This is a genomic window from Streptomyces sp. NPDC048018 (assembly GCF_043202995.1).
Taxonomy (GTDB): Bacteria; Actinomycetota; Actinomycetes; order Streptomycetales; family Streptomycetaceae; genus Streptomyces.
Genome location: NZ_JBIDBK010000015.1, coordinates 36,248 through 63,000, shown reverse-complemented (window position 1 = coordinate 63,000; position 26,753 = coordinate 36,248). Strand labels below are relative to the sequence as shown.

Genomic DNA, 26,753 nt, shown 5'->3' with positions numbered 1-26,753 from the left:
CTCCGGAACGTGTGTTAACGGTCCGTTTCGTCGCTGTCTGTCTGTGATCGCTTTGTCCGGATTTCGGTCTTCGGGGGCTTGGCGATGTTGTCAAAACGAGACCACTTAAGTGTGGTTTACAGCCCGGACGTACTTAATAGTTGGCTCCATTGAGCTCGGGTCAATGGGTCACGCACTGTGGGGAGTGCCGACTCACGAGCACACTCGGGGCACTTGAGTGCAACGCCGTCAGGGGTGTCGGCAGAACTCGAAGTGCCTCTCTTGTAGTGACAAGTGGACTCATGAGGAGGAACCCATGCGCGGTGCCAAGAGCGCCAAGTGGGTAGCGGGCGCGATCGTCGTCGCCCTGGCAGCGACCGCCTGTGGCGGGGGTAAGAGCGACGAGGGCAAGGGTGCCTCGGGTGCTGTCGACCCGAACGGCATCTTCTCCATCGAGCTGGGTGAGCCGGAGAAGCCGCTGCTCACCGGTGACACGATGGAGTCCAACGGCTCCGCGGTCATGGCCGGTCTGTTCTCGACCCTGGTCGACTACAAGGCCGACGGCTCCCTGGAGATGATCAACGCTGAGTCGGTCACCACGACCGACTCGAAGACCTGGACCGTCAAGCTCAAGCCGGGCTGGACGTTCCACGACGGCACGCCGGTCACGTCCAAGTCCTTCGTGGACGCGTGGAACTGGAACGCCAACGTCAAGAACGCCCAGGGCCTCGCGTCCTGGTTCGCCGACATCAAGGGCTTCGACAAGGTCCACCCCGAGGCCGAGGGCGCCAAGCCGAGCTCGGACAAGCTCGAGGGTCTGAAGATCGTCGACGACAACACCTTCACGATCGAGCTGAACACCGCGGTTCCGTACTTCGCGCACAAGCTCGCCTACATCGTCTTCGCCCCGCTCCCGGCCTCCTTCTACAAGGACCCGGTCGCCGGCGGTCAGAAGCCGGTCGGTAACGGTCCCTACAAGTTCAAGAGCTGGGACCACAAGAAGCAGATCGAGATCACCCGCTTCGACGGCTACAAGGGCCCGAACAAGGCGAAGAACGGCGGTGTGGTCTTCAAGAACTACACCACCCTCGAGGCCGCGTACGAGGACCTGAAGTCGGGCAACGTCGACGTTCTGCGTCAGATCGCCCCGAAGGACCTGCCGGTCTACCGCCAGGACCTCGGCGACCGCGCTGTCGACCAGGCGTACTCCGCGATCCAGACGATCGCCGTCGCCTTCTACGCCGACCAGTGGAAGAAGCCGAAGCAGATCGACCCGCGCGTCATCCAGGGTCTGTCCATGGCGATCGACCGTGCCACCATCACCAAGACGGTGCTGAACGGCACGCGTGAGCCCGCGACCGGCTGGGTCGCCAAGGGCGTGCTCGGCTACCAGCCGAACGCGGTCGAGGTCACCAAGTTCGACCCGGCCAAGGCCAAGGAGCTCATCAAGGCCGGCGGCGGTGTGCCCGGCAACAAGATCTCCATCCAGTACAACGCCGACGGTGGCCACAAGGAGTGGGTGGAGGCTGTCTGCAACTCCATCCAGCAGGCCACCAGCGTCCAGTGTGTCGGTGACGGCAAGCCGGACTTCCAGGCCGACCTGACTGCTCGCAAGACGAAGCAGGTCAAGTCCCTGTACCGCTCCGGCTGGGTGCTCGACTACCCGGTGAACGCCAACTTCATCTCGGACCTGTTCCGTACGGGTGCCGGCGGCAACCAGGGCGACTTCTCCAACAAGGAGCTGGACGCCAAGATCGCCAAGGCTGACTCGGCCAAGACGCTCGACGAGTCGGTCAAGGCGTACCAGGCCATCGAGAAGGACCTGGTCAACTACATGCCGTCGATCCCGCTCTGGTACTACAAGGTCAACGCGGGCTTCTCGGAGAAGGTTTCCGGCGTGGCGTACGGCCAGGACGGCGACCCGATCCTGACCGGCGTCGAGGTCAAGAAGTAATCACCCAAGCGTAGTCCGCTCGCCGCAGCGGGGCTGACGGAACGTCAGCCCCGTCGCGGTGCCTTACGCAGTGGCTGGGGGGCCCTTCCACGACATCGTCATGCCCATGTGTGGGCAGACCGTCGAGGGAGGGCCCGTCGGCTGCGGCCGTCACATCTCAACGGAGGCATGATGGGGCGCTATGTCGCACGACGACTGCTCCAGATGATCCCGGTCTTCCTCGGGACAACCCTGCTGATCTTCCTCATGGTTCACAGCCTGCCCGGTGACCCCGTGCTGGCGATGTTCGGTGACAAGGGCGCGGATCCCGCGACCCTGGCCGCCAAGCGCCACGAGCTGGGTCTCGACAAGTCCCTGCCGGAGCAGTACTTCGCCTACATGCGGGACATGATCCTGCACCTGGACTTCGGCACCCAGATCCGCAACGGGCGGCCGGTCACCGAGGTGCTGGGCGAGGCGTTCCCCGTCACGCTCCAACTGGCCCTGCTGGCCTTCGCGTTCGAGCTGATCTTCGGTATCGGCCTCGGCATCATCGCGGGTCTGCGCGCCGGCCGCCTGGCCGACAACGCCATCCTGATCTTCACGCTGCTGATCATCTCGATCCCGGTCTTCGTGCTCGGCTTCCTGATCAAGATGCAGTTCGCGTTCAACCTGGGCTGGATCGCCCCGAACGTGTCCACCGAGCAGAGCTGGGACGAGCTCATCGCCCCGGCCGTCGTGCTCGGCGGCCTCTCCCTCGCCTACGTGGCGCGTCTGACCCGGACCACCATGGCGGAGAACCTGCGCGCCGACTACATGCGCACGGCCATCGCCAAGGGTCTGCCGAAGCGCCGCATCATCGGCGTCCACCTGATGCGCAACTCGATGATCCCGGTCATCACCTTCCTCGGCACCGACATCGGTGCCCTCATGGGTGGTGCGGTCGTCACCGAGAAGATCTTCAACATCAAGGGCATCGGCGGCCTGATCGCCGAGTCGATCTCCCGTCGCGAGGGCGGCACCCTGGTCGGCCTCGTCACCATCCTGGTGATCGTCTACCTCGTCACCAGCCTGCTCATCGACCTGCTGTACGCGGTCCTGGACCCGAGGATCCGTTATGCCTGACGTGACCAAGACCGCGGCCGACGCCGTCGAGGACGCCATCGCTCCCCCGTCGATCGACGCGGCGGCCGCGCCGGCGCCGCAGTCGGAGAAGGCCCGCAGCCTCTGGGGCGACGCCTGGTCGGACCTGCGCCGGAACCCGTACTTCCTCGTCTCCGCGGTGATGATCTTCTTCCTGCTGCTCATCGCCGCCGTCCCGAGCCTGTTCACCAGTGCCTCGCCCACCGCCGGTGACCTGGTGAAGCACTTCCTGGGCAAGCCGGAGCTCGGCCACATCGGCTCGGCCGAGTGGCTCGGCTACGACGGCCAGGGCCGTTCGGTGTACGCCCGCCTGATCCACGGCACCCGTGCCTCGATCATCGTCGGCGTCTGCGTCACCGCGATCGTCACGATCTTCGGCGGCCTCATCGGCATGCTGGCCGGCTACTTCGGCGGCGTGCTCGACGCGGTCCTCTCCCGGATCACCGACATCTTCTTCGGCATCCCGTTCCTGCTCGGCGCGATGGTCGTCCTCCAGTCCTTCACCGACCGCACCGTCTGGGTCGTCGTCGGCGCGCTGGCGTTCCTCGGCTGGACCCAGATGGCCCGCGTGATGCGCGGTGCCGTGATCACGGTCAAGCAGGCCGACTACGTCCACGCCGCCACGGCTCTGGGCGCCGGCACCACGCGGATCCTGTTCCGGCACATCCTGCCGAACGCCATGGCCCCGCTGATCGTCGTCGCCACCATCTCACTCGGCGGCTACATCTCGGCCGAGGCCACCCTGTCCTACCTGGGTCTGGGTCTCGCCTCGCCGACCGTCTCCTGGGGCGTCGACATCTCCACCGCCGTCGACCAGATCCGGGTGGCCCCGCACATCCTGCTGTGGCCCTCGATCATGCTGAGCATCACCGTGCTGGCATTCATCATGCTCGGCGAAGCAGTCCGCAACGCCCTCGACCCGAAGATGCGCTGAGGAGGGCGAACGTGACCATCATCGACAACACCGCGACGGTCCCCGCACCGCGCGACGGCGGCCACACCGGTCCGCTGCTCGAAGTCCGCGACCTGCACGTCGAGTTCCACACCCGCGACGGTGTGGCCAAGGCGGTCAACGGCGTCAACTACTCGGTCGACGCCGGTGAGACGCTGGCCGTGCTCGGTGAGTCCGGCTCCGGCAAGTCCGTGACCGCCCAGGCGATCATGGGCATCCTCGACATGCCGCCCGGCAAGATCCCGCAGGGCGAGATCCTCTTCCGCGGCCAGGACATGCTCAAGATGTCCAACGAGGAGCGCCGGAAGATCCGCGGCCAGAAGATCGCGATGATCTTCCAGGACGCGCTGTCCTCCCTGAACCCGGTCCTCTCCGTCGGCTACCAGCTCGGCGAGATGTTCCGCGTGCACCACGGCCTGTCCAAGAAGGACGCCAAGACCAAGGCCATCGAGCTGATGGACAAGGTCAAGATCCCCGCCGCCAAGGCGCGGGTCTCCGACTACCCCCACCAGTTCTCCGGCGGTATGCGCCAGCGCATCATGATCGCCATGGCGCTGGCCCTGGAGCCGGACCTGATCATCGCGGACGAGCCCACCACGGCGCTCGACGTGACCGTCCAGGCCCAGGTCATGGACCTCCTCGCGGAGCTCCAGCGGGAATACAACATGGGTCTGATCCTGATCACCCACGACCTCGGCGTCGTCGCCGACGTCGCGGACAAGATCGCGGTCATGTACGCCGGCCGCATCGTGGAGCAGGCGCCGGTGCACGAGCTGTACAAGCGCCCGGCCCACCCGTACACCCGCGGTCTGCTGGACTCGATCCCGCGCCTGGACCAGAAGGGCCAGGAGCTCTACGCGATCAAGGGCCTGCCGCCCAACCTGCTTCGCGTGCCCACCGGCTGCGCCTTCAACCCGCGCTGCCCCAAGGCCGACGACATCTGCCGTACGGAGATCCCGCCGCTGGCGCCGGTCACCGAGCAGAACGGCGCCGAGCTGCCGGGCCGCAAGAGCGCCTGCCACTTCTGGAAGGAGACGATCCATGGCTGAGCTGAGCAAGACGAACGAGGCCGGGGGCGTGTCCGAGGCGGAGGCCGTAGCCGCCATCGAGGCTCCGATCGGGCGCGGTGAGCCGATCCTCCAGGTCCGTGACCTGAAGAAGCACTTCCCGCTCACCCAGGGCGTCCTCTTCAAGAAGCAGGTCGGCGCGGTCAAGGCCGTGGACGGGGTCTCCTTCGACCTCTACCAGGGCGAGACCCTCGGCATCGTGGGCGAGTCCGGCTGTGGCAAGTCCACGGTCGCCAAGCTCCTGATGAACCTGGAGCGGGCCACCGCCGGCGAGGTCTTCTACAAGGGGCAGGACATCACCCGGCTCTCCGGCCGCGCCCTCAAGGCCGTGCGCCGGAACATCCAGATGGTGTTCCAGGATCCGTACACCTCGCTGAACCCGCGCATGACGGTCGGCGACATCATCGGCGAGCCCTTCGACATCCACCCCGAGGTGGCCCCGAAGGGTGACCGGCGCCGCAAGGTGCAGGAGCTGCTCGACGTCGTCGGTCTGAACCCCGAGTACATCAACCGCTACCCGCACCAGTTCTCCGGCGGTCAGCGCCAGCGCATCGGCATCGCCCGCGGCCTCGCGCTCAACCCGGAGATCATCATCTGCGACGAGCCGGTCTCCGCCCTGGACGTGTCCGTCCAGGCGCAGGTCATCAACCTGATGGAGAAGCTGCAGGACGAGTTCAACCTGTCCTACATCTTCATCGCGCACGACCTGTCGATCGTCCGGCACATCTCGGACCGCGTCGGCGTGATGTACCTGGGCAAGATGGCCGAGATCGGTACGGACACCCAGATCTACGACCACCCGACCCACCCGTACACCCAGGCGCTGCTCTCCGCGGTGCCGGTGCCGGACCCGGAGGCCCGCGCGCACCGCGAGCGGATCATCCTCACCGGTGACGTGCCCTCGCCGGCCAACCCGCCGTCGGGCTGCCGCTTCCGCACCCGTTGCTGGAAGGCCCAGGACATCTGCGCCACCGAGACCCCGCTGCTCGCGGTCCCGGAGCGCTTCCAGGGTCAGAACACCCCGGCCGCGCACGAGTCCGCGTGCCACTTCGCCGAGGAGAAGGACGTCGTGCACGCGTCCTGAGTGCCGAGCACTCGACTCCGGGCTCCCCGAGCCCGGCCGACGGCCGGTCCCCGGTGCCACAAGGCGCCGGGGACCGGCCGTTTCCGCATGCCCGGGGAGGCGTGCCCGTCCGGGCGGGAGCGACCGGGGTCCGGACCGAGCGCGAGGCGCCGGCGGCGGGGGAGCCGTGCGCGACCGGGAGCCTTCCGCGACCGGCTCGCGTGCTCGCCGCTCGGGGCGCGCCGCCCCGGCGCCCGAGGGCCTGTTCATCCGGACGCCATAAAAGTGCACTCCCGTCAATATGGGGTGATATTGGGGCCTAAGTAATGCTCAGGACATCGGGAGGCACTCCATGCGCGGAGCCACGCACGCCAAGTGGGCCGCTCTGGCCACCGCCGTCGCCCTCGCGGCGACCGCCTGCGGAGGTGGCGGCGACAGCGGCGGCGGCGGAGGCGCGGACGGCGTCGTGTCCTCCTCGTGGGGCGACCCGCAGAACCCGCTGGAGCCGGCGAACACCAACGAGGTGCAGGGCGGCAAGGTCCTGTCCATGATCTTCCGCGGGCTCAAGCAGTACGACCCGAAGACCGGCGCGGCGAAGGACATGCTCGCCCAGAAGATCGAGACGACCGACTCGACCAACTTCACCGTCACGGTCAAGAGCGGCTGGACCTTCTCCAACGGGGAGAAGGTCACCGCCAAGTCCTTCGTCGACGCCTGGAACTACGGCGCGAGCCTGAAGAACAACCAGAAGAACGCCTACTTCTTCAGCTACATCGAGGGCTACGACCAGGTGCACCCCGACTCCGGGGCGCAGAAGGCCACGACGATGTCGGGCCTCAAGGTCACCGGCGACCTGACCTTCACGATCAAGCTGACGCAGAAGTTCTCGACCTTCCCCGACACCCTCGGCTACGCGGCCTACTCCCCGCTGCCGCAGGTCTTCTACACCGACCACGCCGGCTGGCTGAGCAAGCCGGTCGGCAACGGCCCGTACACGGTCGACACCTACTCCAAGGGCTCCCAGATGGTCCTCACGAAGTGGGACGGCTACCCGGGACCCGACAAGGCGCAGAACGGCGGCATCACCCTCAAGGTCTACACCGACAACAACACCGCCTACACCGACCTGACGGCCGGCAACCTCGACCTCGTCGACGACATCCCGGCCTCGCAGCTCAAGAACGTCTCCGCCGACCTCGGGAACCGCTACATCAACACCCCGGCCGGCATCATCCAGACGCTCTCCTTCCCGTTCTACGACCCCGCCTGGAACAAGCCCGGCCAGGAGAAGCTCCGCACGGGCCTGTCCATGGCGATCAACCGGGACCAGATCACCCAGACGATCTTCCAGAAGACCCGCACCCCCGCCGTCGACTGGACCTCCCCGGTGCTCGGCGAGGCCGGCGGCTTCAAGGACATCTGCGGCGACGCCTGCACGTACAACCCGACCGAGGCCAAGAAGCTGGTCGCCGAAGGCGGCGGCATCCCCGGCGGCACGATGACGATCTCGTACAACGCCGACACCGGCTCCCACAAGGAGTGGGTGGACGCGGTCTGCAACTCCATCAACAACGCGCTCGGCAACAACCGGGCCTGCGTCGGCAACCCGATCGGCACCTTCGCCGACTTCCGCAGCCAGGTCAGCACGCAGAAGATGAAGGGTCCGTTCCGGGCCGGCTGGCAGATGGACTACCCGCTGATCCAGAACTTCCTGCAGCCGCTGTACTACACCAACGCCTCCTCCAACGACGGCAAGTACTCGAACCCGCAGTTCGACAAGCTGGTCAACGAGGCCAACGCCGAGACCGACACCCCGAAGGCCGTCGGACTCTTCCAGCAGGCCGAAGAGGTGCTCAAGGGCGACATGGGCGCCATCCCGCTCTGGTACCAGAACGGCAGCGCCGGCTACTCGGAGCGGGTCGAGAACGTGACGCTCAACCCGTTCAGCGTCCCGGTCTACGACCAGATCAAGGTCAAGTGACGCCTTAGCAGGCCGTACCGGTCGGCAGCGTACGGCCCGGCCCGCGGAACCCCCGCGCCGGGCCGTGCAGCTTTCCCCGCCCGGCTTCCTCCCCCCACCCCTGGAGGCTTTCGTGGGTCGCTACGTGATCCGACGGCTGCTGCAGATGATCCCGGTCTTCTTCGGCGCCACGCTGCTGATCTTCCTGATGGTGAACGTGATGGGCGACCCCATCGCCGGCCTGTGCGGCGACCGCGCCTGCGATCCCGCCACCGCCGCCCAGCTGGAGAAGGAGTTCGGCCTCGACAAGCCGGTCTGGCAGCAATACCTGACCTACATGGGCAACGTCTTCACCGGCGACTTCGGCACCGCCTTCAACGGCCAGCCCGTCACCGAACTGATGGCCGCGGCCTTCCCCGTCACCATCCGGCTGACCATCGTCGCCATCCTCTTCGAGGTCGTCATCGGCATCACCCTCGGCGTCGTCACCGGCCTCAAGCGCGGGCACCCCGTCGACACCTCGGTGCTGCTGCTGACCCTGGTCGTCCTCTCCATCCCCACCTTCGTCACCGGCCTGCTGCTCCAGCTGCTGCTCGGCGTCGAATGGGGCTGGATCAAACCGGCGGTCTCGCCCGAGGCGCCGTTCAGCGAACTGATCGTCCCCGGGCTCGTCCTCGCCTCGGTGTCGCTCGCATACGTCACCCGGCTCACCCGCACGTCCATCGCCGAGAACAAGCGCGCCGACTACGTCCGCACGGCCGTCGCCAAGGGCCTGCCGCGCCGCCGGGTCATCACCCGGCACCTGCTGCGCAACAGCCTCATCCCCGTGGTGACCTTCATCGGCGCCGACATCGGCGCACTCATGGGCGGCGCCATCGTCACCGAACGGATCTTCAACATCCACGGCGTGGGCTACCAGCTCTACCAGGGCATCGTCCGCCAGAACACCCAGACCGTCGTCGGCTTCGTGACGATCCTCGTCCTGGTGTTCCTCCTGGCCAACCTGCTGGTCGACCTCCTGTACGCCGTCCTTGACCCGAGGATTCGCTATGCCTGAGCCGATTGAGCCGTTCGAGCCGCTCGAGTCGTACGGCGAGGAAGGACGCGCCGTGGCATCGACCGGAGCCGGAGGGGCGGCCGACTTCGGCACCGCCGAGGCCGAGACGCTGGAGAAGAACCTCGAGAACGGCCCGGACGCCGGCCCGGAGGCCGGCGTCGACAGGAAGCCGCGCTCGCTGTGGTCCGACGCCTGGCACGACCTGCGGCGCAACCCGGTCTTCATCGTCTCCGGGCTCATCATCCTCTTCCTCGTCGTCATCTCCATCTGGCCCTCGCTGATCGCCTCCGGGGACCCCCTCGACTGCGACCTGTCCAAGGCCCAGGAGGGCTCCCAGCCCGGCCACCCCTTCGGCTTCAACGGCCAGGGCTGCGACGTCTACACCCGGGTCGTCTACGGCGCCCGCACCTCCGTCACCGTCGGCGTCTGCGCCACCCTCGGCGTCGCGATCCTCGGCGGCATCCTCGGCGGCCTCGCCGGTTTCTTCGGCGGCGCGTGGGACGGCTTCCTGTCCCGGATCACCGACGTCTTCTTCGCCATCCCCGTCGTCCTCGGCGGTCTGGTGCTCCTGTCGGTGGTGACCAGTTCCACCGTCTGGCCCGTCATCGGCTTCATGGTGCTGCTCGGCTGGCCGCAGCTCTCCCGCATCGCCCGCGGCTCCGTCATCACCGCCAAACAGAACGACTACGTCCAGGCGGCCCGGGCGCTCGGCGCCTCCAACTCCCGGATGATGCTGCGGCACATCGCGCCCAACGCCATCGCCCCCGTGATCGTCGTCGCGACCATCGCGCTCGGCACCTACATCGCCCTGGAGGCGACCCTGTCGTACCTCGGCGTCGGCCTGAAGCCGCCGACCGTCTCCTGGGGCATCGACATCTCCTCGGCCTCGCAGTACATCCGCAACGCCCCGCACATGCTGCTCTGGCCGGCCGGCGCGCTCGCCGTCACGGTGCTCGCCTTCATCATGCTCGGCGACGCGGTACGCGACGCCCTCGACCCCAAGCTGAGGTAGCCGACCATGCTGCTCGAAGTGCGCGACCTGCACGTGGAGTTCCACACCCGCGACGGGGTGGCCAAGGCGGTCAACGGCGTCAACTACTCCGTCGACGCGGGGGAGACCCTGGCCGTGCTCGGCGAGTCCGGCTCCGGCAAGTCCGTCACGGCCCAGGCCGTCATGGGCATCCTCGACGTGCCCCCCGGCAAGATCACCAGCGGTGAGATCCGCTTCCAGGGCCAGGACCTGCTCACCCTCAAGGAGGAGGAGCGGCGGAAGATCCGCGGCGCCAAGATGGCGATGATCTTCCAGGACGCGCTGTCCTCCCTCAACCCCGTCATCAGCGTCGGCGACCAGCTCGGCGAGATGTTCCAGGTGCACCGGGGCATGTCCCGGAAGGACTCCAGGACCAAGGCCGTCGAACTGATGGACCGGGTCCGCATCCCCGCCGCCAAGGAGCGCGTCGGCCAGTACCCGCACCAGTTCTCCGGCGGTATGCGCCAGCGCATCATGATCGCGATGGCCCTCGCCCTCGAACCCGAGCTGATCATCGCCGACGAGCCGACCACCGCCCTCGACGTCACCGTCCAGGCCCAGGTCATGGACCTGCTCGCCGAACTGCAGCGTGAGCTCAACATGGGCCTCATCCTCATCACCCACGACCTCGGTGTGGTCGCCGACGTCGCCGACAAGATCGCCGTGATGTACGCGGGGAAGATCGTCGAGCAGGCGCCCGTGCACGAGATCTACAAGGCTCCCGCCCACCCCTACACCCGGGGTCTGCTCGACTCGATCCCGCGCCTCGACCAGAAGGGCCAGGAGCTCTACGCCATCAAGGGCCTGCCCCCCAACCTCCTGGCCATCCCCTCCGGCTGCTCCTTCAACCCGCGCTGCCCGCTCGCCCGGGAACGGTGCCGGACCGACGTGCCGCCGCTGTACGACGTCACCGAATCGCCCGTCCCGCGTACCAGCGCCTGCCACTACTGGAAGGAGTGCCTCCATGGCTGAGGCGATTCTCCAGGTCCGCGACCTGGTCAAGCACTATCCGCTGACCCAGGGCATCCTCTTCAAGAAGCACGTCGGCGCGGTCAAGGCCGTCGACGGGGTCGACTTCGACCTCAAGGCGGGCGAGACCCTCGGCATCGTGGGCGAGTCCGGCTGCGGCAAGTCGACCGTGGCGAAGATGCTGGTCAACCTGGAGCGGCCGACCTCCGGGTCGATCGCCTACAAGGGCGAGGACATCACCACGCTCTCGGCCAAGGCGCTCAGGGCCGTGCGCCGCAACATCCAGATGGTGTTCCAGGACCCGTACACCTCGCTGAACCCGCGCATGACCGTCGGCGACATCATCGGCGAGCCGTACGAGATCCACCCCGAGGTCGCGCCCAAGGGCGACCGGCGGCGCAAGGTGCAGGACCTGCTCGACGTCGTCGGCCTCAACCCCGAGTACATCAACCGCTATCCGCACCAGTTCTCCGGCGGCCAGCGCCAGCGCATCGGCATCGCCCGCGGACTGGCCCTGCGGCCCGAGATCATCGTGGCCGACGAGCCGGTCTCGGCGCTCGACGTCTCCGTGCAGGCCCAGGTGGTGAACCTGCTCGAACGCCTCCAGAACGAGTTCAGCCTCTCGTACGTCTTCATCGCGCACGACCTGTCCATCGTCCGGCACATCTCCGACCGGGTCGGCGTCATGTACCTCGGGCGGATCGTGGAGATCGGCAGCGACGCCGAGATCTACGACCACCCCACGCACCCCTACACCCAGGCGCTGCTGTCGGCCGTGCCCGTGCCGAACCCCGAGGCGCGCGAGCACCGCGAGCGGATCATCCTCACCGGCGACGTGCCCTCTCCGGCCAACATCCCCTCCGGCTGCCGCTTCCGCACACGCTGCTGGAAGGCCCAGGAGCGCTGCGCCCTGGAGGTCCCGCTGCTCGCCGTCCCCGCCGTCTTCCGGCTCACCGAGTCCCCGGCGAAGCACGACTCGGCCTGCCACTTCGCGGAGGAGAAGCGGGTGGTGCCGCCGGAGGAGCTCCGACCGGACGCCGGACCCGAGAAGGGCGCGCCGCCTTCGGGACCCGCGGGCCCGGGCACGGGTGCGGTGCCTGGCGCCGGACCCGCCTCAGGCCCGGGCGCCGGACCCGCCCCAGGCCCGGGCGCCGGACCCGCCTCAGGCCCGGGCGCCGGACCCGCCTCAGGCCCGGGCCTGGGCCCGGACGCCGGCCCGGACGCCGGCTCAGGATCCGGCTCCGGGGCGGATCCCGGAAGGGACCCCGGGTCCGGTCCCGGATTCGAAGCGCCTTAACGCGCAGGCAACTTCACCGAATCGGATCCGATATACGGACGCGGGAAGCTGCACAGCGTACGGCCGTGCGGGTGCCGTTGGACCGGCCGGGGCGCGCCATGTCGCCCCGGCCGGTCGCCCCGCGGCCCGACTTGACGCACACGCTTCCCGCATATGCGGAACCGCTTGTCCCGGCCCACGGCGACCGTGAGTATCGGCCCCGTGACTGTGACCCGAACGGCACGCCTGGCCGGCGCGGCCCTCTGCGCCGCGCTCGCCCTCGTCATCGTCGTCTGGCTGCTGCGCGACCTCGCGGTCTTCGGTCCGAGCACCGGACTGCTCTGGTCCTGGGCCGGGGACCACCGCTTCCGGACCCACGCCGGCGCCGCCACCTCGCTCGTCGACCCGCTGCTGCTCGTCGCCTACGCCGCCACCGCCGTCACCGCCCTGCGCTCCTCCCTCGCCGGGCCCGCGCTCGCCGTCACCGGTCTCACCACGCTCGCCCTGCGGCTGCCCGGGCTGTGGGCCTCCGGTGTGGACGAGCTCGTCACCGCCCTCGTGAGCCTCGCCCTCGGCGGCGCGCTCGTCGTCACCGCCGCCGCCGGCCGTGACGACCGCACCGGGCTCGCCGAAGGACAGGACCCGCCGGAGCCGGCCGCCGCGCCGCCCGTCCGCACCGGACCCGCCGTCACCGCCGGCGTCCTGTGCGCGCTCGCCGGGCTGATGTGGGCCGCCTGGGAGCTGCGCTGGGCGACGCTGCTGCCCGCCGACTACACCGTCAGCCGCTTCACCGGCGGGCGCTCCCTGCTCCTGCCCGCCCTCGCCGTCCCGCCGGGCTGGCTGAACGCCGTCCTCGTGCTGCTGCTCCTCGCCGCCGCCGGCAGCGCCTTCGCCCGCGCCGGCCACGCCCGGTCGCTCGGCCTGCTCGCCGGGCTGCTGCTCGCGGGCGTCGGGGCGAGCGGGGTCGCGGCGGCCCTGCGGCCCGACTGGCACACCTTCGTCCCCGAGCTGGAGCTCTACTCCGCGGCCTACGACCTCGCGTCCGGCTTCGCGCTGCTCGCCGGGCTCGCCGTGATGGCGCTGCTCGGGCGGTCGGGGCGCTCGCGCCGTGCCCCGTACCGCCCCGCCGCGGCCCTGCCGCCGGCCCCGCCCACCCGGCGCCCGCCCGGCTGGTGACACCCGGCGCGAAGAGGCCCTCCCGTCACACTCCCGCCTGCCCCTCCGGGCAACGACGGGAGCGTGACGACGGGACCTAGCGCCCGAGGCCCAGGGACCGGCGCAGGAAGTCGACCTGGAGCAGCAGCAGGTTCTCCGCCACCTGCTCCTGCGGCGTCATGTGCGTGACGCCCGAGAGGGGCAGCACCTCGTGCGGCCGGCCCGCCGCGAGCAGGGCGGAGGAGAGCCTCAGGGTGTGTGCCATCACCACGTTGTCGTCGGCGAGACCGTGCACGATCATCATCGGCCGGGCCGGCTCCCGCGGGTCCGTCAACCCGGCGTCCGACAGCAGCGAGTTCGCCGCGTAGACCTCGGGCTCCTCGTCCGGGTGGCCCAGATAGCGCTCGGTGTAGTGGGTGTCGTAGAGCCGCCAGTCCGTCACCGGGGCGCCCACCACGGCCGCGTGGAAGACGTCGGGACGGCGCAGTGCCGCCAGCGCGGCGAGATAGCCGCCGAAGGACCAGCCGCGGATGGCCACCCGCCCGAGGTCCAGCGGGAACCGCCCCGCCAGGTCGTGCAGCGCCTCCACCTGGTCGTCGAGGGACAGCGTGAGGTCCCGGCTGATCGCCTTCTCCCAGCCGGGGGAGCGGCCCGGCATGCCCCGCCCGTCGGCGACGACCACCGCGAAGCCCTGCTCCGCGAACCACCGGGAGGTCAGGTGCGGGTTGTGCGCGGCGAGCACCCGCTGTCCGTGCGGACCGCCGTACGGGTCCATCAGGACCGGCAGCGGCCCGTCGTCCTCCGTCCGGTTCGAGGGCAGCAGGACGGCGCACGGGATCCGGCGCGCGCCCGCCGCGGTCAGCCGCACCCCGGCCGAGAGCACCGGGCGCTGCGCGTACGAGGAGACCTCGGCGACCGGCTTCCCGTCCCGCAGCACCCGCGTCACGCTGCCCGGCGCGTCCGTCCGTGCCGAGGACAGCACCGTCACCGCACCCGACCGGACGGCGCCGTGCACGCCCGCCGGGGCGGACAGGCGCTCCGGCGACGGGTCGCCGCCGGCCGCGTAGCCGACCCGGTACACGTGGATCTCGCCGATCCCGGGCGTCCCGCCGGCCTCGGCAGCCTCGCCCGCCGACGCCGAGATCAGGACATCTTCCGCGCCGACGTCCAGCACGGCCCGCACCTGCAGCCGCGCGTCCGTGAGCGTCCGGTCCCCGACCACGAGCACCCGGGCGCCGTTCTCGGACGCCTGGTCCTCGATGCGCACCAGTTGCCCGTCCGGTGTCCAGGCCGGCACTCCGCCGAGGAGTTCGAGCCACACCGGATCCTCGTCCACGTGCACCGTCCGGGTGGCCCCCGACTCCGGGTCGACCGCCAGGTAGGCCTGGGTGCGCTGGTCCCGCGCCTGGACCAGGAGCAGCGGCGGTCCGCCGGCCCCCCAGTGGACCCGTGCCAGGTACGGGAAGGCCTCCCGGTCCCACACCACCTCGGTGCGGTTTCCGGACAGATCCACGAGGAGGAGACCGACCTCCGCGTTGGGCGTGCCCGCCGCCGGATACGCCACCGCCTGCGGCTCCCGGTCCGGGTGCGCCGGGTCCGCGATCCACCAGCGCCGCACCGGCCGCGCGTCCGCCCGTTCCACCAGCAGCCGGTCCGAGGACGGCGCCCACCAGAAGCCCCGGGAGCGGCTCATCTCCTCCGAGGCCACGAACTCCGCGAGTCCGTACGTGACCCCCTCCGCCTCCGGTTCCGCGAGCGCCCGGTCGCCGGCGCCGTCCGCGCCGGTCACCCGCAGCGCCCCGCCCGCGGCGTACGCCACCGACCGCCCGTCCGGCGAGGGCCGCGGGTCGACCACGGGCCCGGGCACCGGCAGCTCGCGCGTCGTGCCGGCCCGCAGTTCCGCCGTGAAGAGCCGACCCGACAGCGCGAAGGCCGCCAACTCCACTGCTCCGTCCACCGCGTAGCCGACGATCCCCGCGGAGCCCTCCCGGCTGCGCTCGCGGCGGGCCCGCTCCTCCGGCGACAACTCCTCGGCGGCGCCCGCCAGCAGCACCTCCGGATCGGCCGCGAGCCGCTCCACCGCACCGGTGGTTCCGGTCGTCCCGGTCGCCTCGCCGAGGGCCAGCACCCAGAGCCCGTGCGACCGGTCGGTCCCCGAGGCGGAGCGGAGGAAGACCACCCGCTCGCCGTCCGGCGAGACGGTGAAGCCGCGCGGGGCACCCAGGGTGAAGCGCTGCGTCCGGGCGTGCTGACGGGGGAACGAGAGGGATGAGGACTGCTCCTGTGGCGACGTCATATGACCGAAACTAGCGTCCGTGCGCCCCCTCATGCCCCCGTACACCGATCGATGCGATGGCACGGATAGTTATGATCCGTAGCGCTAGGTGGGTATGCATCCACCAGGCACATGCCAACCGAACGTCCGACCGAAGAAGTGTGGAGGTGAACCGCCGTGGCACTCTCGATTTCGGCGGTGGTGCTGCTGGCGATCGTCGTCTTCCTGCTGATCCGGAAATCCGGGCTCAAGGCTGGGCATGCGGCGGTCTGCGCGCTCCTGGGCTTCTACCTGGCGAGCTCGTCCATCGCCCCGTCCATCAGTACGTTCACCACGAACGTGGCGAGCATGATCGGGGGCCTCAAGTTCTGACCTGCCGGTCTTTCCGTGGCCCCGCCTCGTAGGGTGGGGCCATGACGGTTCTCCCAGCCCGTCGTCTGCTCCTCGTGCACGCGCACCCGGACGACGAGTCGATCAACAACGGCGCCACCATGGCCAGGTACGCGGCCGAGGGCGCGCTCGTGACCCTGGTGACGTGCACCCTGGGCGAGGAGGGCGAGGTCATCCCGCCCGAGCTCGCCCACCTCGCGCCCGACCGGGAGGACCGCCTCGGCGACCACCGCGTCGGCGAGCTCGCGGCCGCGATGAAGGAGCTGGGCGTCACCGACCACCGCTTCCTCGGCGGCCCCGGACGCTTCCGCGACTCCGGGATGATGGGCGTCGAGCAGAACCGGCGCGAGAACGCCTTCTGGAACACCGACGTCGACACCGCCGCTCCCCACCTCGTCGCGGTCGTCCGCGAGACCCGCCCGCAGGTCCTCGTCACCTACGACCCCGACGGCGGTTACGGCCACCCCGACCACATCCAGGCCCACCGGGTCGCCATGCGTGCCGCCGAGCTCGCCGCCGACCCCGCCTACCGTCCCGATCTCGGTCCGGCCCACGCCATCGCCAAGATCTACTGGAACCGGGTCCCGCGACCGGTCGCCGAGGCCGGCTTCGCGCGGCTGCGCGCCGAGGGCTCCGTCTTCCCCGCCGACGCCCGGATCGACGACGTGCCCGGCGTCGTCGACGACGCCCGCATCACCACCGAGATCGTGGCGGGCGAGGCCCACGCGGCCCGCAAGAGCGCCGCCATGGCCGCCCATGCCACCCAAGTCGCGGTCGACGGCCCCTTCTTCGCCCTCTCCAACAACCTGGCCCAGCCGATCTTCACGACCGAGTACTACGAGCTGGTCCGGGGCGCGTCCGGCGCGCCCGCCGGGGAGCGCGAGACCGATCTGTTCGCGGGGCTCGCGGAGCCGGGCGCCACGGAGCCGGGCGCCACGGAGCCGGGCGCCACGGAGGCGGCGCCCGCCGCGTCCGGGACGACGCCCGCCGGGTCCGGCGCGACCGGGTCGGAGGCGGCCGGATGACCGCGCAGAAGCAGCCCGCCCGGCCCGGACGGGTCGCGCACCCCGCGCACACCACGGGGGAACTCGCCCCCGGTGCCCGGTACGCCTGGTATGCCGTGCTCGTCGTCCTCGGAGCACTCGTCGGCGCCGCCGGCTCGCTCGTCCAAGCCGCGTGGTTCCCCGCCGGGTTGCTCCTGGCCCTGCTCGGCTCCGCCGCCCTCTTCTACGGCGGACGGCGCGCCACCGGGAACCAGCTCGGCGTCGCCGCGGCGGGCGGCGGCTGGCTCGTCGCCATCGTGCTGCTGAGCTTCGGACGCCCCGAAGGGGACGGCCTGTTCGGCGGCGGCGTCGGGGAGATGGTGTTCCTGCTCGGCGGCATGGCCGTCGCTGTGATGTGCGCCACGATGACCAGATTGTCCCGACCGGCCCCCTGAACAGGGGTACTTGACCCTGTGCTGTCCTGACTTCGGCCGGAATGCCCGTGGCGGATCCACGCCGGGTCGGGTACGGATCGGCGGCGGCCAGTATGGTGGTGCGCGCCGCCGACCGCCCGGATCACCACGAGCATCAGCAAGAGCGGGCGGCGGAGCCAACCGGGAGATCCTGCTTTGAGTCGTGAAACTGGTCGAGAGACTGACAGTTCGTCCTCCGGCGCCCAGGGGCGCGGCGGGGCCGCGTACCCCTCGGGCACCCCGCCGTACGGCCTCCGCGGCGGCCAGGAAGCGGTGGAGGGGGCCGGTGCCTCCGCGCCTTCCGAGGAGCCGAAGACCGAAACCACACTGACCACCCGCATCCGGATCAACATCCCGGGTTCGCGGCCGATTCCGCCCGTGGTCGTCCGCAAGCCGGTCGGCGACAGCGGCGGCGCGGCGGGCGAGGGTCCGGCCCCGGCGCCCGAGCCGAAGGCCCCGGCCGAGCCCGTGCGCCCGGCGCCGGAGCCCGCGCCCAGGCCGGAACCCGCCGCCCGGGCCGAGCAGGCGCCGCAGGCGGACGAGCGGCCGACCAGCGACTGGTTCGCGCCGCGCAAGGCGTCCGCGCCGAAGCCCGCCGCGGGCGCCCCGGCCCTCGGCCCGGGACCGTCGGCCCCCGCCCCGGCCGCCCCCGCGGCTCCCGCCACCCCGCGCTCCGGCTTCGCGGGTTCCGCGACCGACGGCGTCCCGACCGCCGGCAGCACCACCCAGAGCATGCCGATCGTCACCCCGCTCACCGGCGGCGCACCGGACAGGGGGGCCCCGGCGTACGACGGCACCCCGGCCGGCGGCGCTCCGGCGTACGGCCACACGCCGGCCGGCGGCACGCCCGCGTACGACGGCACCCCGGCGGGCGGCACGCCGATGTACGACGGCACCCCGGCCGGCGGCACCCCCGTCTTCGACGGGCCGGGCGCCCCCGCCAACCCCCTCTACGACCGCGGCCCCGGCCACACCCCGGCCGGCGGCACGCCCGTCGTCGGCGAGCCCATGGCACCCAGCGGACCGACCACCGGCCCGGTCACCGGCAGCAGCCCGGTCGTCGGCCCCGGCCACCAGAGCGGCGCGGCCCGGCGCGGAGGTCTGCCGGACCGCGGCCCGCAGCCGCCGCGGATGTCCGACGACACCGCGATCCTGACGCCCCAGCCCCCGGCCCCGGTGCCGGGCCCGGGCGGCGACCAGGGGCACGTCTCCGGCTCGACGCTGACCAGCGGCATCCCGGTCGTCCCGGCCGGCGGACCGGACCTGACCCCGCGCGTCCCCGACCGGACCGAGCTCCCGGCGCAGCCGAGGCCGGCCCCCGCCAGGCCCGCGAAGAAGCAGCGTTCCAAGCTGGTGCTGGCCGGTGCCGGCGTGATCGGCCTGGCCGGCCTCGCCTACTGCGCCGGACTCCTCATGAACCACGCCGACGTGCCGAAGGGGACCACCGTCCTCGGCGTGGACATCGGCGGCAGCACGAAGGACGAGGCCGTCACCAAGCTGGAGGCGGTGCTCGGCACGCGCGCCCACGCGCCGCTCCAGCTCAACGTCGGCGGCAAGAAGGCCGAGCTGGCCCCCGACAAGGCCGGCCTCGCCCTGGACGCGCAGCAGACGGTGCGCGCGGCGGCCGGCAGCGACTACAACCCGGTCAGCGTCATCGGCTCGCTCTTCGGCGGAGAGCGGGTCGTCCAGCCGGTCTTCCCGGTCGACGAGGAGAAGCTGGGCGTCGCCCTCACCGACCTGGCGGGCAGCTCCGGCTCGGCCGTCGAGGGCACGATCGTCTTCTCGCCCGGCAAGGCCACCGCGGTCGAGGGCAAGCCCGGCAAGGGCCTGGACGTCCAGCGCTCGATGATCGCGGTCAAGGACGCGTACCGCGCCCAGGTCGAGACCGGCCACCCGAACACGGTGGACCTGCCCGTCGTCACCCGCCGGCCGACCATCACCAAGGCGGAGCTGGACCGGGCGATGGAGGAGTTCGCGGAACCGGCCATGTCCGGCAAGATCAAGATCAAGGCGGGTTCGAAGTCCATCGACTTCGGCCCGGCGAAGTCGCTGCCGAAGATCCTCTCCATGAAGGCCGTCGACGGGCGCCTGATCGAGGTCTACAACAAGCAGGCGATCGACGAGCTCCTCGACGGCGTCTTCGACGGCATCATGATCACCAAGGCGGACGGCAGCAAGCACCAGGTGTCGGCCGACGACGTGGCCTTCGTGATGCGGGACGCCCTGCGCGGCAAGACGGTCGCGGAGCGCACCAAGACGATCGACCTGACGGGCGAGGGCTGACCGGCACCTGCACGCACCCGGGCCGCGGGCCGCACGCACGGTGCGGCACGCGGCCCTTTGCGCGCCCCGGGGCCTACCACCCCCGCCGCGCCCCGGGGGCCTGCCACCGTGGGGGTGTTCGTCGTGCGCCTTCCGCCCGGTGTGCTCGTGCGTCACACAGGGCGCGGATCGCGGCGGCACCGGCCCGGGGCACGCGCGACGCCACGGACGCGGACGTCATGGGCTCGCCCGCCGGGGGCTCCTTCTTCTAGGCTGCTCCCCGGGGCGGGGTCGTAGCGCAGCGGTCGTCGCGCGCGGTCTCCAAAACCGCGAGGACGCCGGTTCGAATCCGGCCGCCCCGCCCTCCCGCCGGGTCAGTTCAGCAGGGCCCGCGCCGCCTTCGCCTTCCGGCGGATCGTCTCCGCCGCGCTCGGCTCCACCGCGTCCATGATCGTCGCGTACGCCTCCATCTCCGCCGCGCCGGTCAGGAAGTCGCCGCGCTGGACGAGGAGTTCCGCACGCGCGTAGCGGAGCCGGGCCGGGTGGGAGGGGAGCAGCAGGGACAGCTCGACGGCCCAGAGGGCCACGTCGGAGCGCTCGGGGCGGGCCGAGGCCCAGGCGCGGATGTTGTTGAGGATGCGCAGCACGATCGCCGCCGGTGTCGCCGGGCGCAGCATCGACGGGTCGAGGGCCTCCCCGGTGGCGCCCGCGACGAGGAGTTCCGCGTCGGCACCGGTCATGGCGCGGCCGCCGGCGAACGGGTCGGCCAGGTGCAGGTCCTCCGGGTCGCCGAAGCCGACCACGAAGTGCCCGGGCAGCCCCAGGCCGTAGACATGGGCCCCGGCCCGGCGGGCCACCTCCATCCAGATCACGGAGAGGAGGATGGGCAGGCCGCGGCGACGCCGCAGCACCTCGTGCAGGAGCGAGGACTCCAGGCGCTGGTAGTCGGCGGGAACGCCCTGGAAGCCCTCGTGCCGGCCGAGCAGGTCGGCGAGCGCCGCGACCCAGGCGTCGGCGCTCCGCGTTCCGTACGGCACGAGTCCGGCCAGCCGGTCCAGTTCGATCTCGGCGGCGTCGAGGTCGGCCTGCGTCACCGCCGGGTCGGCCACCGCGCCGACGAGGAGGCAGAGCCGGACGAGGTCGGGCCGCTCCGCCCGGGCCTCCTCCGCGAACTCCCGCCGCCAGTCGGTCACGCCGCCTCCGTCGGTCACGCGTCCGTCTCTCGGTAGTGGTGGTAGTGGTGGTGGGTGGTGAAGCCCATCCCTTCGTACAGCGCACGGGCGCCCTCGTTGTCCGACTCCACCTGGAGCCAGGCCGCCGACGCGCCCTCGTCGAGGGCCCGGCGGGCGAGAGCCGTCATGACGGCCGTCGCCAGGCCGCGGCGGCGGTGCTCCGGGGCGACCTCGACCGCCATGAAGCCGGCCCAGCGCCCGTCCACCACGCAGCGTCCGATCGCCGCCGGTATGTCTTCCGTGCCCGGTACGGACGCGAACCACACACGGGGGCCGCTGCCGAGCACCTTCAGGACGTGCGGGCCGGGTTCGCCGAAGCGCTGGTAGCGGCGCAGCCAGTGCTCGTCGAAGGACGGGGCGAGGCGGACCGCCGTGACGTCGGCGTCCAGGTCGCCGATCGGTGCCAGGCCCGCCACGCGCATCTCGGCCGAGACCTCGCGCGTCCAGCCGCGCCGTTCCAGCTCCACGCACAGCACCTCCTGGGTGCCCTCGGCGCCGGTCGCGGTCTGGAGGTACGCGGGCAGGCCGCGGGCCGCGTACCACGACCGGACGCGGTCGAGCGCGGCGTCGAGGGGCAGGCCCGGGTCACCGAGGGGGAGGACCGAGTTGGCGCGCCGGGTGAACCCGGCCGCGGCCCGCAGGGTCCACTCGCCGAGCGCCTCGCTCTCCAGGGGCTGCCAGCCGCGGGCCGCGACCCGGGCGAGTTCGGCGTAGGAGGCGGCGGGGCCGCGCCGGCGGGCCGGTGCGGCCGGGACGACCTTGCCCGCGACGAGCGCCGATTCCGCGATGCGGACGGCCCCGCCGGTCCGGCGTGTGATCAGCAGCACACCCGCTTCCCACGATGTGAGAACACCGACCGCGTCGGTGAAGGTCTCACCCGGCGCACCCGAGTCCGTCAGGTACCGCACCGAGACGCGTTTTCCCACGTCAGCGGCGGTAATGCGGACTTCGAGACGTCCTCCACCGGTGAATTCCACAGCTTCTGCGCCCCTCCTGTTCGGATCGTCCCCAAGAACGGAGATACTAGGGGCGGGCATCGACGACACCGCGCTCCCGCGCAGACCAGCCCTATCGAGGAGGAACGACAGCGTGACCTACGTCATCGCGCAGCCTTGTGTCGACGTCAAGGACAAGGCGTGCATCGAGGAGTGCCCCGTCGACTGCATCTACGAGGGCCAGCGGTCCTTGTACATCCACCCGGACGAATGCGTCGACTGTGGGGCCTGTGAGCCGGTCTGCCCGGTCGAGGCGATCTTCTACGAGGACGACACTCCGGAGGAGTGGAAGGACTACTACAAGGCGAACGTCGAGTTCTTCGACGAGCTCGGTTCGCCCGGTGGTGCCTCCAAGCTCGGCCTGATCGAGCGCGACCACCCCTTCATCGCCGCCCTGCCGCCGCAGAACGGCTGATCATTCGCCCTCGGTCCCGTACGGCCTCGCCGCTGTACGGGACCGATGCGTGTTTCCGCACCTACGAGGAGTCATTCCGTGAACGCCGTCTCTTCGCGTCTGCCCGCCTTCCCCTGGGACAGGCTGGAGCCCTATAAGGCCACCGCCTCCGTCCACCCGGACGGCATCGTGGACCTGTCCGTGGGCACCCCCGTCGACCCCGTTCCCGCGGTGATCCGGGAAGCCCTGGTCGCGGCGGCGGACTCGCCGGGCTATCCCACGGTGTGGGGAACGAGGGAACTGCGGGACGCGCTCACCGGCTGGTGCGGGCGCCGGCTCGGCGCCGTCGGCCTCGCGCACGGGAACGTGCTGCCGGTGGTCGGCTCCAAGGAGCTGGTGGCCTGGCTGCCGACCCAGCTCGGCCTGGGCCCCGGCGACAGGGTCGCCTACCCGCGGCTCGCGTACCCGACCTACGAGGTCGGCGCCCGGCTGTGCGGCGCCGAGCCCGTGGTCTACGACGACCCGACGGAGCTCGACCCGGCCGGGCTGAAGCTGCTGTGGCTCAACTCCCCGTCCAACCCGACCGGCAGGGTCCTCGGCAAGGACGAGCTGACCCGGATCGTGGCCTGGGCGCGCGAGCACGGCGTGCTGGTCTTCTCCGACGAGTGCTACCTGGAGCTGGGCTGGGAGGCCGACCCGGTCTCCGTGCTGCATCCGGACGTCTGCGGGCGCTCGTACGAGGGGATCGTCGCGGTCCACTCGCTGTCCAAGCGCTCCAACCTGGCCGGCTACCGGGCCGCGTTCATCGCGGGCGACCCGGCCGTCCTCGGCGAGCTGCTGCAGATCCGCAAGCACGGCGGCATGATGACCGCCGCCCCGGTGCAGGCCGCCACGGTCGCGGCGCTCGGCGACGACGCGCACGTGGCGGAGCAGCGGGCCCGGTACGCCGCCCGGCGCGCGGCCCTGCGCGCGGCCCTGGAGGCGCACGGCTTCCGGATCGAGCACAGCGAGGCCAGCCTGTACCTGTGGGCGACCCGGGACGAGCCGTGCTGGGACACGGTGGCCTACCTGGCCGACAAGGGCATCCTGGTGGCTCCCGGCGACTTCTACGGCACGGCCGGCGAGCGTTTCGTGCGGGTGGCCTTCACGGCGACCGACGAGCGGGTCGAGGCGGCCGTCAAGCGCCTGGGGTGACGTCCGCGACCGCGGAGCACGCGTGAGGGCCGGGGAGTAGCGCTCCCCGGCCCTCACGCGTGGTGCGGCGGTGGTGGTCAGCCGCCGATCGGCAGGCCGCCCATCAGGCCGTTGGTCGGCAGGTTGCCGGTCGGCAGGGCGCCGACCGCGCCGCCGGTGGGAGCCTCGGCGCTCTCGGTGGCGGCGCCCGCGGTCCGTCCGAGGACCTCGCCGGCATTGCCGGCGGTGTCGCCCGTGACCTTCCGGGCGGCCGGGGTGGCGGTCTTGCCGGCGGAGCCGAGGGTCTTGCCGGTGTCGCCGACGACGCCGGTCGCGGTCTGCGAGGCGCCGTCGACGGTGGAGCCCGCCTCGGCGGTGTCCAGGGCGGTCAGTCCGGACAGGCCGCCGGCCGGCACGATGCCGTGGTCCAGGGCGCTCGCGGAGCCGGCCGCACCGACCACGGGGGCTGCTCCGGCCGCGACGAGCAGGGCGGCGCGGGCGATCCGGCGGGTCAGGGGGAGGGACATGGTGCTCCTTCGACGGAGAGGACGACGAGGTCGATTACGCGGTGACAACCGGCCCCGGGGCGGGGGAGGTTGCGGACGCCGAAGGCAAAGACTGGGTAATGCGTCGTCCGGTCGGGCGGGGAGGAAACCGGACGAAGGCGTCAGTGCGGCGGGGTGTGCCGAACCGTCACTTCCCTTGCGGCGCAAGGGCCTTGCGGTGACATGTCAGCCTCCTGGGAAGTTGTCCGCAGAGCTTCTCCGGGCATCCGCCCTATGACACGTCCGGGTGACATCCCGCACGGACGCCCGCCCGGCCGATCCGGTCGGGACGGACACCCGGCGGCGGCCTCCCGGTTCCTGCGGGTCCCCGGGGCCGCCTCCCCGTCGGGGCGGGGTCTGCACCTAGCGCGCCAGCCTGATCCGTACCGTCGAACCGTCCGTGCCCCGGGACCTCGCCCGCTCCCATGCGCCCGACGCGTCGTCCGCGACCCAGACCCGGTCCCCGTACGACACCTCCGCGATCCGCAGCTCGCCCGCCCGTGCGACCGCCCACTGCGCCAGCTCCCAGCCGCCCTGCTCCCGGGTGCCGTGATCCCGGCGGTTCTCCCGCACCGGCACCGTGAGCTCCACCGCGCCCGCCCCGGCCGCCATCGCCCCGGCCGCCCCGGCGCCCTTCACCTCCGGCCTCGGCGCCGTCTCCGGGCCGAACGCCCGCACCAGTTCGGCGCGCACCCGGCCCGGATCGCCCGGCCGGCCCTCCTTGACGTCCGCCGTGCAGGACAGGGCGGCCGGCGCCCGGCCGGTCAGCGCGGCCGAGAGCAGCGTCGCGTCCGGCTCGTGCTTCGCGTACGCCTGCGGGAAACCGCTGCGCTGCACCTTCTGCGCCGCCACCGTCAGCGGCAGCCGCGAGTAGCCCGGGACCTTCTCCAGGCCCTGGTAGAACCTCCCCGACGCGTACACCGGGTCCAGGATCTGCTCCGGCGTCCCCCAGCCCTGCGAGGGCCGCTGCTGGAACAGGCCGAGCGAGTCCCGGTCGCCGTGCCGGATGTTCCGCAGCCCCGACTCCTGGAGCGCCGTCGCCAGGGCGATGGTGACCGCGCGCTCCGGCAGCCCCCGGGTGGTGCCCACGGCGGCGATCGTCGCCGCGTTGGACGCCTGCTCCGGAGTGAACTCGTACCGGTTCGCCCCCGTTCCGACCGTGCAGCGCGGCGCGCCCATGCTGCCGGTGACGTAGTGCACCGCGACATACGCGACCAGGCCGAGGAGCACGGCGAACGCCGACGCGAACCGGGCGGGACGACCGCGGCGGGCGGGACGGGAGACACGGCTGGGCTCGGACACGCGCCCCACCGTACTGGAGGCCGAGTTAGGGTCGACACATGGCTGACACCGCTCCTCTCGCGACCTCGCTGGACCTCGCGCTCGACGGCGCCGCGCTCACCGCCGCCCTCGTCGACTTCCCCTCCGTGAGCGGAACCGAGAAGCCGCTCGCCGACGCGATCGAGCAGGCCCTGCGGGCCCTGCCGCACCTCACCGTCGACCGGCACGGGAACAACGTCGTCGCCCGCACGCAGCTCGGCCGGGACGAGCGGGTCGTCCTCGCCGGGCACATCGACACCGTCCCGATCGCCGACAACGTGCCCTCCCGGCTCGACGAGGACGGCATCCTCTGGGGCTGCGGCACCTCCGACATGAAGTCGGGCGTCGCCGTCCAGCTGCGCATCGCCGCGACGGTCCCCGCGCCCAACCGCGACCTCACCTTCGTCTTCTACGACAACGAGGAGGTCGCCGCCCACCTCAACGGCCTCGGCCGCATCGCCGACGCCCACCCGGACTGGCTCGCGGGCGACTTCGCCGTGCTCCTGGAGCCGTCCTTCGGCGAGGTCGAGGGCGGCTGCCAGGGAACCCTGCGCGTCAAGCTGCGCACGGAGGGCGAGCGGGCCCACTCCGCACGCTCCTGGATGGGCTCCAACGCCATCCACAGCGCCGCCCCGATCCTCGCCCGGCTCGCCGCGTACGAGCCGCGCAGGCCGGTCATCGACGGCCTGGAGTTCCACGAGGGCCTCAACGCGGTCGGCATCGAGGGCGGCGTCGCCACCAACGTCATCCCCGACGAGTGCGTCGTCACCGTCAACTACCGCTACGCCCCCGACCTCTCCCCGGAGCAGGCCGAGGCGCACGTCCGGGAGGTCTTCGCGGACTGCGGGGTCGCCGAGTTCGTGATCGACGACCAGAGCGGCGGCGCGCTTCCCGGCCTGTCCCACCCGGCCGCCGCGGCCTTCATGAAGGCGGTCGGCGGCAGCGCCCACCCCAAGTTCGGCTGGACCGACGTCGCCCGCTTCAGCGCGCTCGGCGTCCCCGCGGTCAACTACGGCCCGGGCGACCCGCTCTACGCGCACAAGCGGGACGAGCACGTGCACGTCGAGCGGATCCACCACTGCGAGGCACGTCTCCGCGACTGGCTGACCGACTGATTCCCGGAATTT

23 protein-coding genes and 1 tRNA gene are annotated in these 26,753 nt (G+C 71.4%); 19 read left to right on the top strand and 5 right to left on the bottom strand.

From position 1 onward, the window contains the following. Positions 1 to 295: 295 nt before the first annotated feature. The 11 genes from ACGF1Z_RS33955 (at position 296) to ACGF1Z_RS33905 (ending at position 13,605) form a co-directional block, all read left to right on the top strand. A complete protein-coding gene (locus ACGF1Z_RS33955; RefSeq protein ID WP_393010226.1) occupies positions 296 to 1,933 on the top strand; it encodes an ABC transporter substrate-binding protein in 1,638 nt (545 codons plus the stop codon). A gap of 171 nt (positions 1,934 to 2,104) precedes the next feature. Further along, entirely contained in the window at positions 2,105 to 3,037 is a 933-nt protein-coding gene (locus ACGF1Z_RS33950; protein ID WP_393010264.1) for an ABC transporter permease, read from the top strand. Then, positions 3,030 to 3,989 (top strand): ABC transporter permease, encoded by a 960-nt coding sequence (locus tag ACGF1Z_RS33945; protein WP_393010224.1) that lies wholly within the window; start codon positions 3,030 to 3,032, stop codon positions 3,987 to 3,989. The genes ACGF1Z_RS33950 and ACGF1Z_RS33945 overlap by 8 nt, the downstream gene beginning before the upstream one ends. An 11-nt stretch (positions 3,990 to 4,000) precedes the next feature. Continuing rightward, a complete protein-coding gene (locus ACGF1Z_RS33940) occupies positions 4,001 to 5,056 on the top strand; it encodes an ABC transporter ATP-binding protein (RefSeq protein ID WP_393010222.1) in 1,056 nt (351 codons plus the stop codon). Beyond that, complete coding sequence (locus tag ACGF1Z_RS33935) at positions 5,049 to 6,158, top strand: ABC transporter ATP-binding protein (RefSeq protein ID WP_393010220.1); 1,110 nt, start codon at positions 5,049 to 5,051, stop codon at positions 6,156 to 6,158. Before ACGF1Z_RS33940 ends, ACGF1Z_RS33935 begins: the two co-directional genes overlap by 8 nt. Before the next feature lie 331 nt (positions 6,159 to 6,489). Next, positions 6,490 to 8,118, top strand: coding sequence for an ABC transporter substrate-binding protein (locus ACGF1Z_RS33930; protein WP_393010218.1), 1,629 nt, complete (start codon positions 6,490 to 6,492; stop codon positions 8,116 to 8,118). A 112-nt stretch (positions 8,119 to 8,230) separates the two neighbouring features. Further along, entirely contained in the window at positions 8,231 to 9,154 is a 924-nt protein-coding gene (locus tag ACGF1Z_RS33925; RefSeq protein ID WP_393010216.1) for an ABC transporter permease, read from the top strand. After that, positions 9,147 to 10,166: an ABC transporter permease gene (locus ACGF1Z_RS33920; protein ID WP_393010214.1), complete on the top strand. Its 1,020-nt coding sequence runs from the start codon at positions 9,147 to 9,149 to the stop codon at positions 10,164 to 10,166. Before ACGF1Z_RS33925 ends, ACGF1Z_RS33920 begins: the two co-directional genes overlap by 8 nt. 6 nt (positions 10,167 to 10,172) lie before the next feature. Further along, on the top strand, positions 10,173 to 11,156 hold the full coding sequence (locus ACGF1Z_RS33915; RefSeq protein ID WP_393010212.1) for an ABC transporter ATP-binding protein: 984 nt from the start codon (positions 10,173 to 10,175) through the stop codon (positions 11,154 to 11,156). Further along, positions 11,149 to 12,450 carry an ABC transporter ATP-binding protein gene (locus ACGF1Z_RS33910; protein ID WP_393010210.1) on the top strand — a complete coding sequence of 434 codons (1,302 nt, stop codon included), beginning with the start codon at positions 11,149 to 11,151 and terminating at the stop codon, positions 12,448 to 12,450. Before ACGF1Z_RS33915 ends, ACGF1Z_RS33910 begins: the two co-directional genes overlap by 8 nt. A 201-nt stretch (positions 12,451 to 12,651) precedes the next feature. Then, a complete protein-coding gene (locus ACGF1Z_RS33905; RefSeq protein WP_393010208.1) occupies positions 12,652 to 13,605 on the top strand; it encodes a hypothetical protein in 954 nt (317 codons plus the stop codon). 76 nt (positions 13,606 to 13,681) lie between these two features. On the opposite strand, the gene ACGF1Z_RS33900 is transcribed toward ACGF1Z_RS33905, so the two are convergent. Next, the gene (locus ACGF1Z_RS33900; RefSeq protein ID WP_393010206.1) at positions 13,682 to 15,880 is read right to left on the bottom strand and encodes an alpha/beta fold hydrolase; all 2,199 of its coding nucleotides are present in this window, start codon (positions 15,878 to 15,880) and stop codon (positions 13,682 to 13,684) included. A gap of 156 nt (positions 15,881 to 16,036) precedes the next feature. On the opposite strand from ACGF1Z_RS33900, the gene ACGF1Z_RS33895 reads away from it, so the two are divergent. The 5 genes from ACGF1Z_RS33895 (at position 16,037) to ACGF1Z_RS33875 (ending at position 20,330) form a co-directional block, all read left to right on the top strand. After that, complete coding sequence (locus tag ACGF1Z_RS33895) at positions 16,037 to 16,231, top strand: hypothetical protein (RefSeq protein WP_376632082.1); 195 nt, start codon at positions 16,037 to 16,039, stop codon at positions 16,229 to 16,231. A 41-nt stretch (positions 16,232 to 16,272) separates the two neighbouring features. Beyond that, a complete protein-coding gene (gene mshB / locus ACGF1Z_RS33890) occupies positions 16,273 to 17,274 on the top strand; it encodes an N-acetyl-1-D-myo-inositol-2-amino-2-deoxy-alpha-D-glucopyranoside deacetylase (RefSeq protein WP_393010204.1) in 1,002 nt (333 codons plus the stop codon). Then, a complete protein-coding gene (locus ACGF1Z_RS33885; protein WP_393010202.1) occupies positions 17,271 to 17,687 on the top strand; it encodes a DUF6113 family protein in 417 nt (138 codons plus the stop codon). The genes mshB and ACGF1Z_RS33885 overlap by 4 nt, the downstream gene beginning before the upstream one ends. A 291-nt stretch (positions 17,688 to 17,978) precedes the next feature. After that, complete coding sequence (locus tag ACGF1Z_RS33880) at positions 17,979 to 19,988, top strand: hypothetical protein (RefSeq protein WP_393010200.1); 2,010 nt, start codon at positions 17,979 to 17,981, stop codon at positions 19,986 to 19,988. Between the two features lie 264 nt (positions 19,989 to 20,252). After that, positions 20,253 to 20,330: transfer RNA gene (locus tag ACGF1Z_RS33875), tRNA-Trp, on the top strand. Positions 20,331 to 20,341: 11 nt separating this feature from the next. Here ACGF1Z_RS33875 and ACGF1Z_RS33870 read toward each other — a convergent pair. Then, positions 20,342 to 21,160, bottom strand: coding sequence for a tetratricopeptide repeat protein (locus ACGF1Z_RS33870; RefSeq protein WP_393010198.1), 819 nt, complete (start codon positions 21,158 to 21,160; stop codon positions 20,342 to 20,344). Between the two features lie 14 nt (positions 21,161 to 21,174). Further along, positions 21,175 to 22,176, bottom strand: a complete 1,002-nt coding sequence (locus tag ACGF1Z_RS33865; protein ID WP_393010196.1) for a GNAT family N-acetyltransferase — start codon at positions 22,174 to 22,176, stop codon at positions 21,175 to 21,177. Between the two features lie 112 nt (positions 22,177 to 22,288). Here ACGF1Z_RS33865 and fdxA point away from each other — a divergent pair, with 112 nt between their 5' ends. Together fdxA and ACGF1Z_RS33855 are read left to right on the top strand one after the other, a co-directional pair. Beyond that, positions 22,289 to 22,609 (top strand): ferredoxin, encoded by a 321-nt coding sequence (gene fdxA, locus ACGF1Z_RS33860; protein ID WP_010474859.1) that lies wholly within the window; start codon positions 22,289 to 22,291, stop codon positions 22,607 to 22,609. Positions 22,610 to 22,687: 78 nt separating this feature from the next. Further along, positions 22,688 to 23,782 carry a bifunctional succinyldiaminopimelate transaminase/glutamate-prephenate aminotransferase gene (locus tag ACGF1Z_RS33855; protein ID WP_393010194.1) on the top strand — a complete coding sequence of 365 codons (1,095 nt, stop codon included), beginning with the start codon at positions 22,688 to 22,690 and terminating at the stop codon, positions 23,780 to 23,782. 77 nt (positions 23,783 to 23,859) lie between these two features. Here the strand turns inward: ACGF1Z_RS33855 and ACGF1Z_RS33850 are convergent, their stop codons facing one another. Then, positions 23,860 to 24,288: an ATP-binding protein gene (locus tag ACGF1Z_RS33850; protein ID WP_393010192.1), complete on the bottom strand. Its 429-nt coding sequence runs from the start codon at positions 24,286 to 24,288 to the stop codon at positions 23,860 to 23,862. Between the two features lie 381 nt (positions 24,289 to 24,669). Next, positions 24,670 to 25,608: a hypothetical protein gene (locus ACGF1Z_RS33845; RefSeq protein ID WP_393010190.1), complete on the bottom strand. Its 939-nt coding sequence runs from the start codon at positions 25,606 to 25,608 to the stop codon at positions 24,670 to 24,672. Between the two features lie 38 nt (positions 25,609 to 25,646). Between ACGF1Z_RS33845 and dapE the strand changes: the two genes are divergently transcribed. Beyond that, on the top strand, positions 25,647 to 26,741 hold the full coding sequence (gene dapE / locus ACGF1Z_RS33840) for a succinyl-diaminopimelate desuccinylase (protein WP_393010188.1): 1,095 nt from the start codon (positions 25,647 to 25,649) through the stop codon (positions 26,739 to 26,741). Positions 26,742 to 26,753 lie beyond the last annotated feature (12 nt).

Coding starts and splice junctions, on each gene's coding strand:
- ACGF1Z_RS33920 (WP_393010214.1), top strand. CDS start 9,147: ATGCCTGAGCCGATTGAGCCGTTCGAGCCGCTCGAGTCGTACGGCGAG.
- ACGF1Z_RS33935 (WP_393010220.1), top strand. CDS start 5,049: ATGGCTGAGCTGAGCAAGACGAACGAGGCCGGGGGCGTGTCCGAGGCG.
- ACGF1Z_RS33950 (WP_393010264.1), top strand. CDS start 2,105: ATGGGGCGCTATGTCGCACGACGACTGCTCCAGATGATCCCGGTCTTC.
- ACGF1Z_RS33955 (WP_393010226.1), top strand. CDS start 296: ATGCGCGGTGCCAAGAGCGCCAAGTGGGTAGCGGGCGCGATCGTCGTC.
- mshB (WP_393010204.1), top strand. CDS start 16,273: ATGACGGTTCTCCCAGCCCGTCGTCTGCTCCTCGTGCACGCGCACCCG.
- ACGF1Z_RS33945 (WP_393010224.1), top strand. CDS start 3,030: ATGCCTGACGTGACCAAGACCGCGGCCGACGCCGTCGAGGACGCCATC.
- ACGF1Z_RS33915 (WP_393010212.1), top strand. CDS start 10,173: ATGCTGCTCGAAGTGCGCGACCTGCACGTGGAGTTCCACACCCGCGAC.
- ACGF1Z_RS33885 (WP_393010202.1), top strand. CDS start 17,271: ATGACCGCGCAGAAGCAGCCCGCCCGGCCCGGACGGGTCGCGCACCCC.
- ACGF1Z_RS33910 (WP_393010210.1), top strand. CDS start 11,149: ATGGCTGAGGCGATTCTCCAGGTCCGCGACCTGGTCAAGCACTATCCG.
- ACGF1Z_RS33930 (WP_393010218.1), top strand. CDS start 6,490: ATGCGCGGAGCCACGCACGCCAAGTGGGCCGCTCTGGCCACCGCCGTC.
- ACGF1Z_RS33900 (WP_393010206.1), bottom strand. CDS start 15,880: ATGACGTCGCCACAGGAGCAGTCCTCATCCCTCTCGTTCCCCCGTCAG.
- dapE (WP_393010188.1), top strand. CDS start 25,647: ATGGCTGACACCGCTCCTCTCGCGACCTCGCTGGACCTCGCGCTCGAC.
- ACGF1Z_RS33850 (WP_393010192.1), bottom strand. CDS start 24,288: ATGTCCCTCCCCCTGACCCGCCGGATCGCCCGCGCCGCCCTGCTCGTC.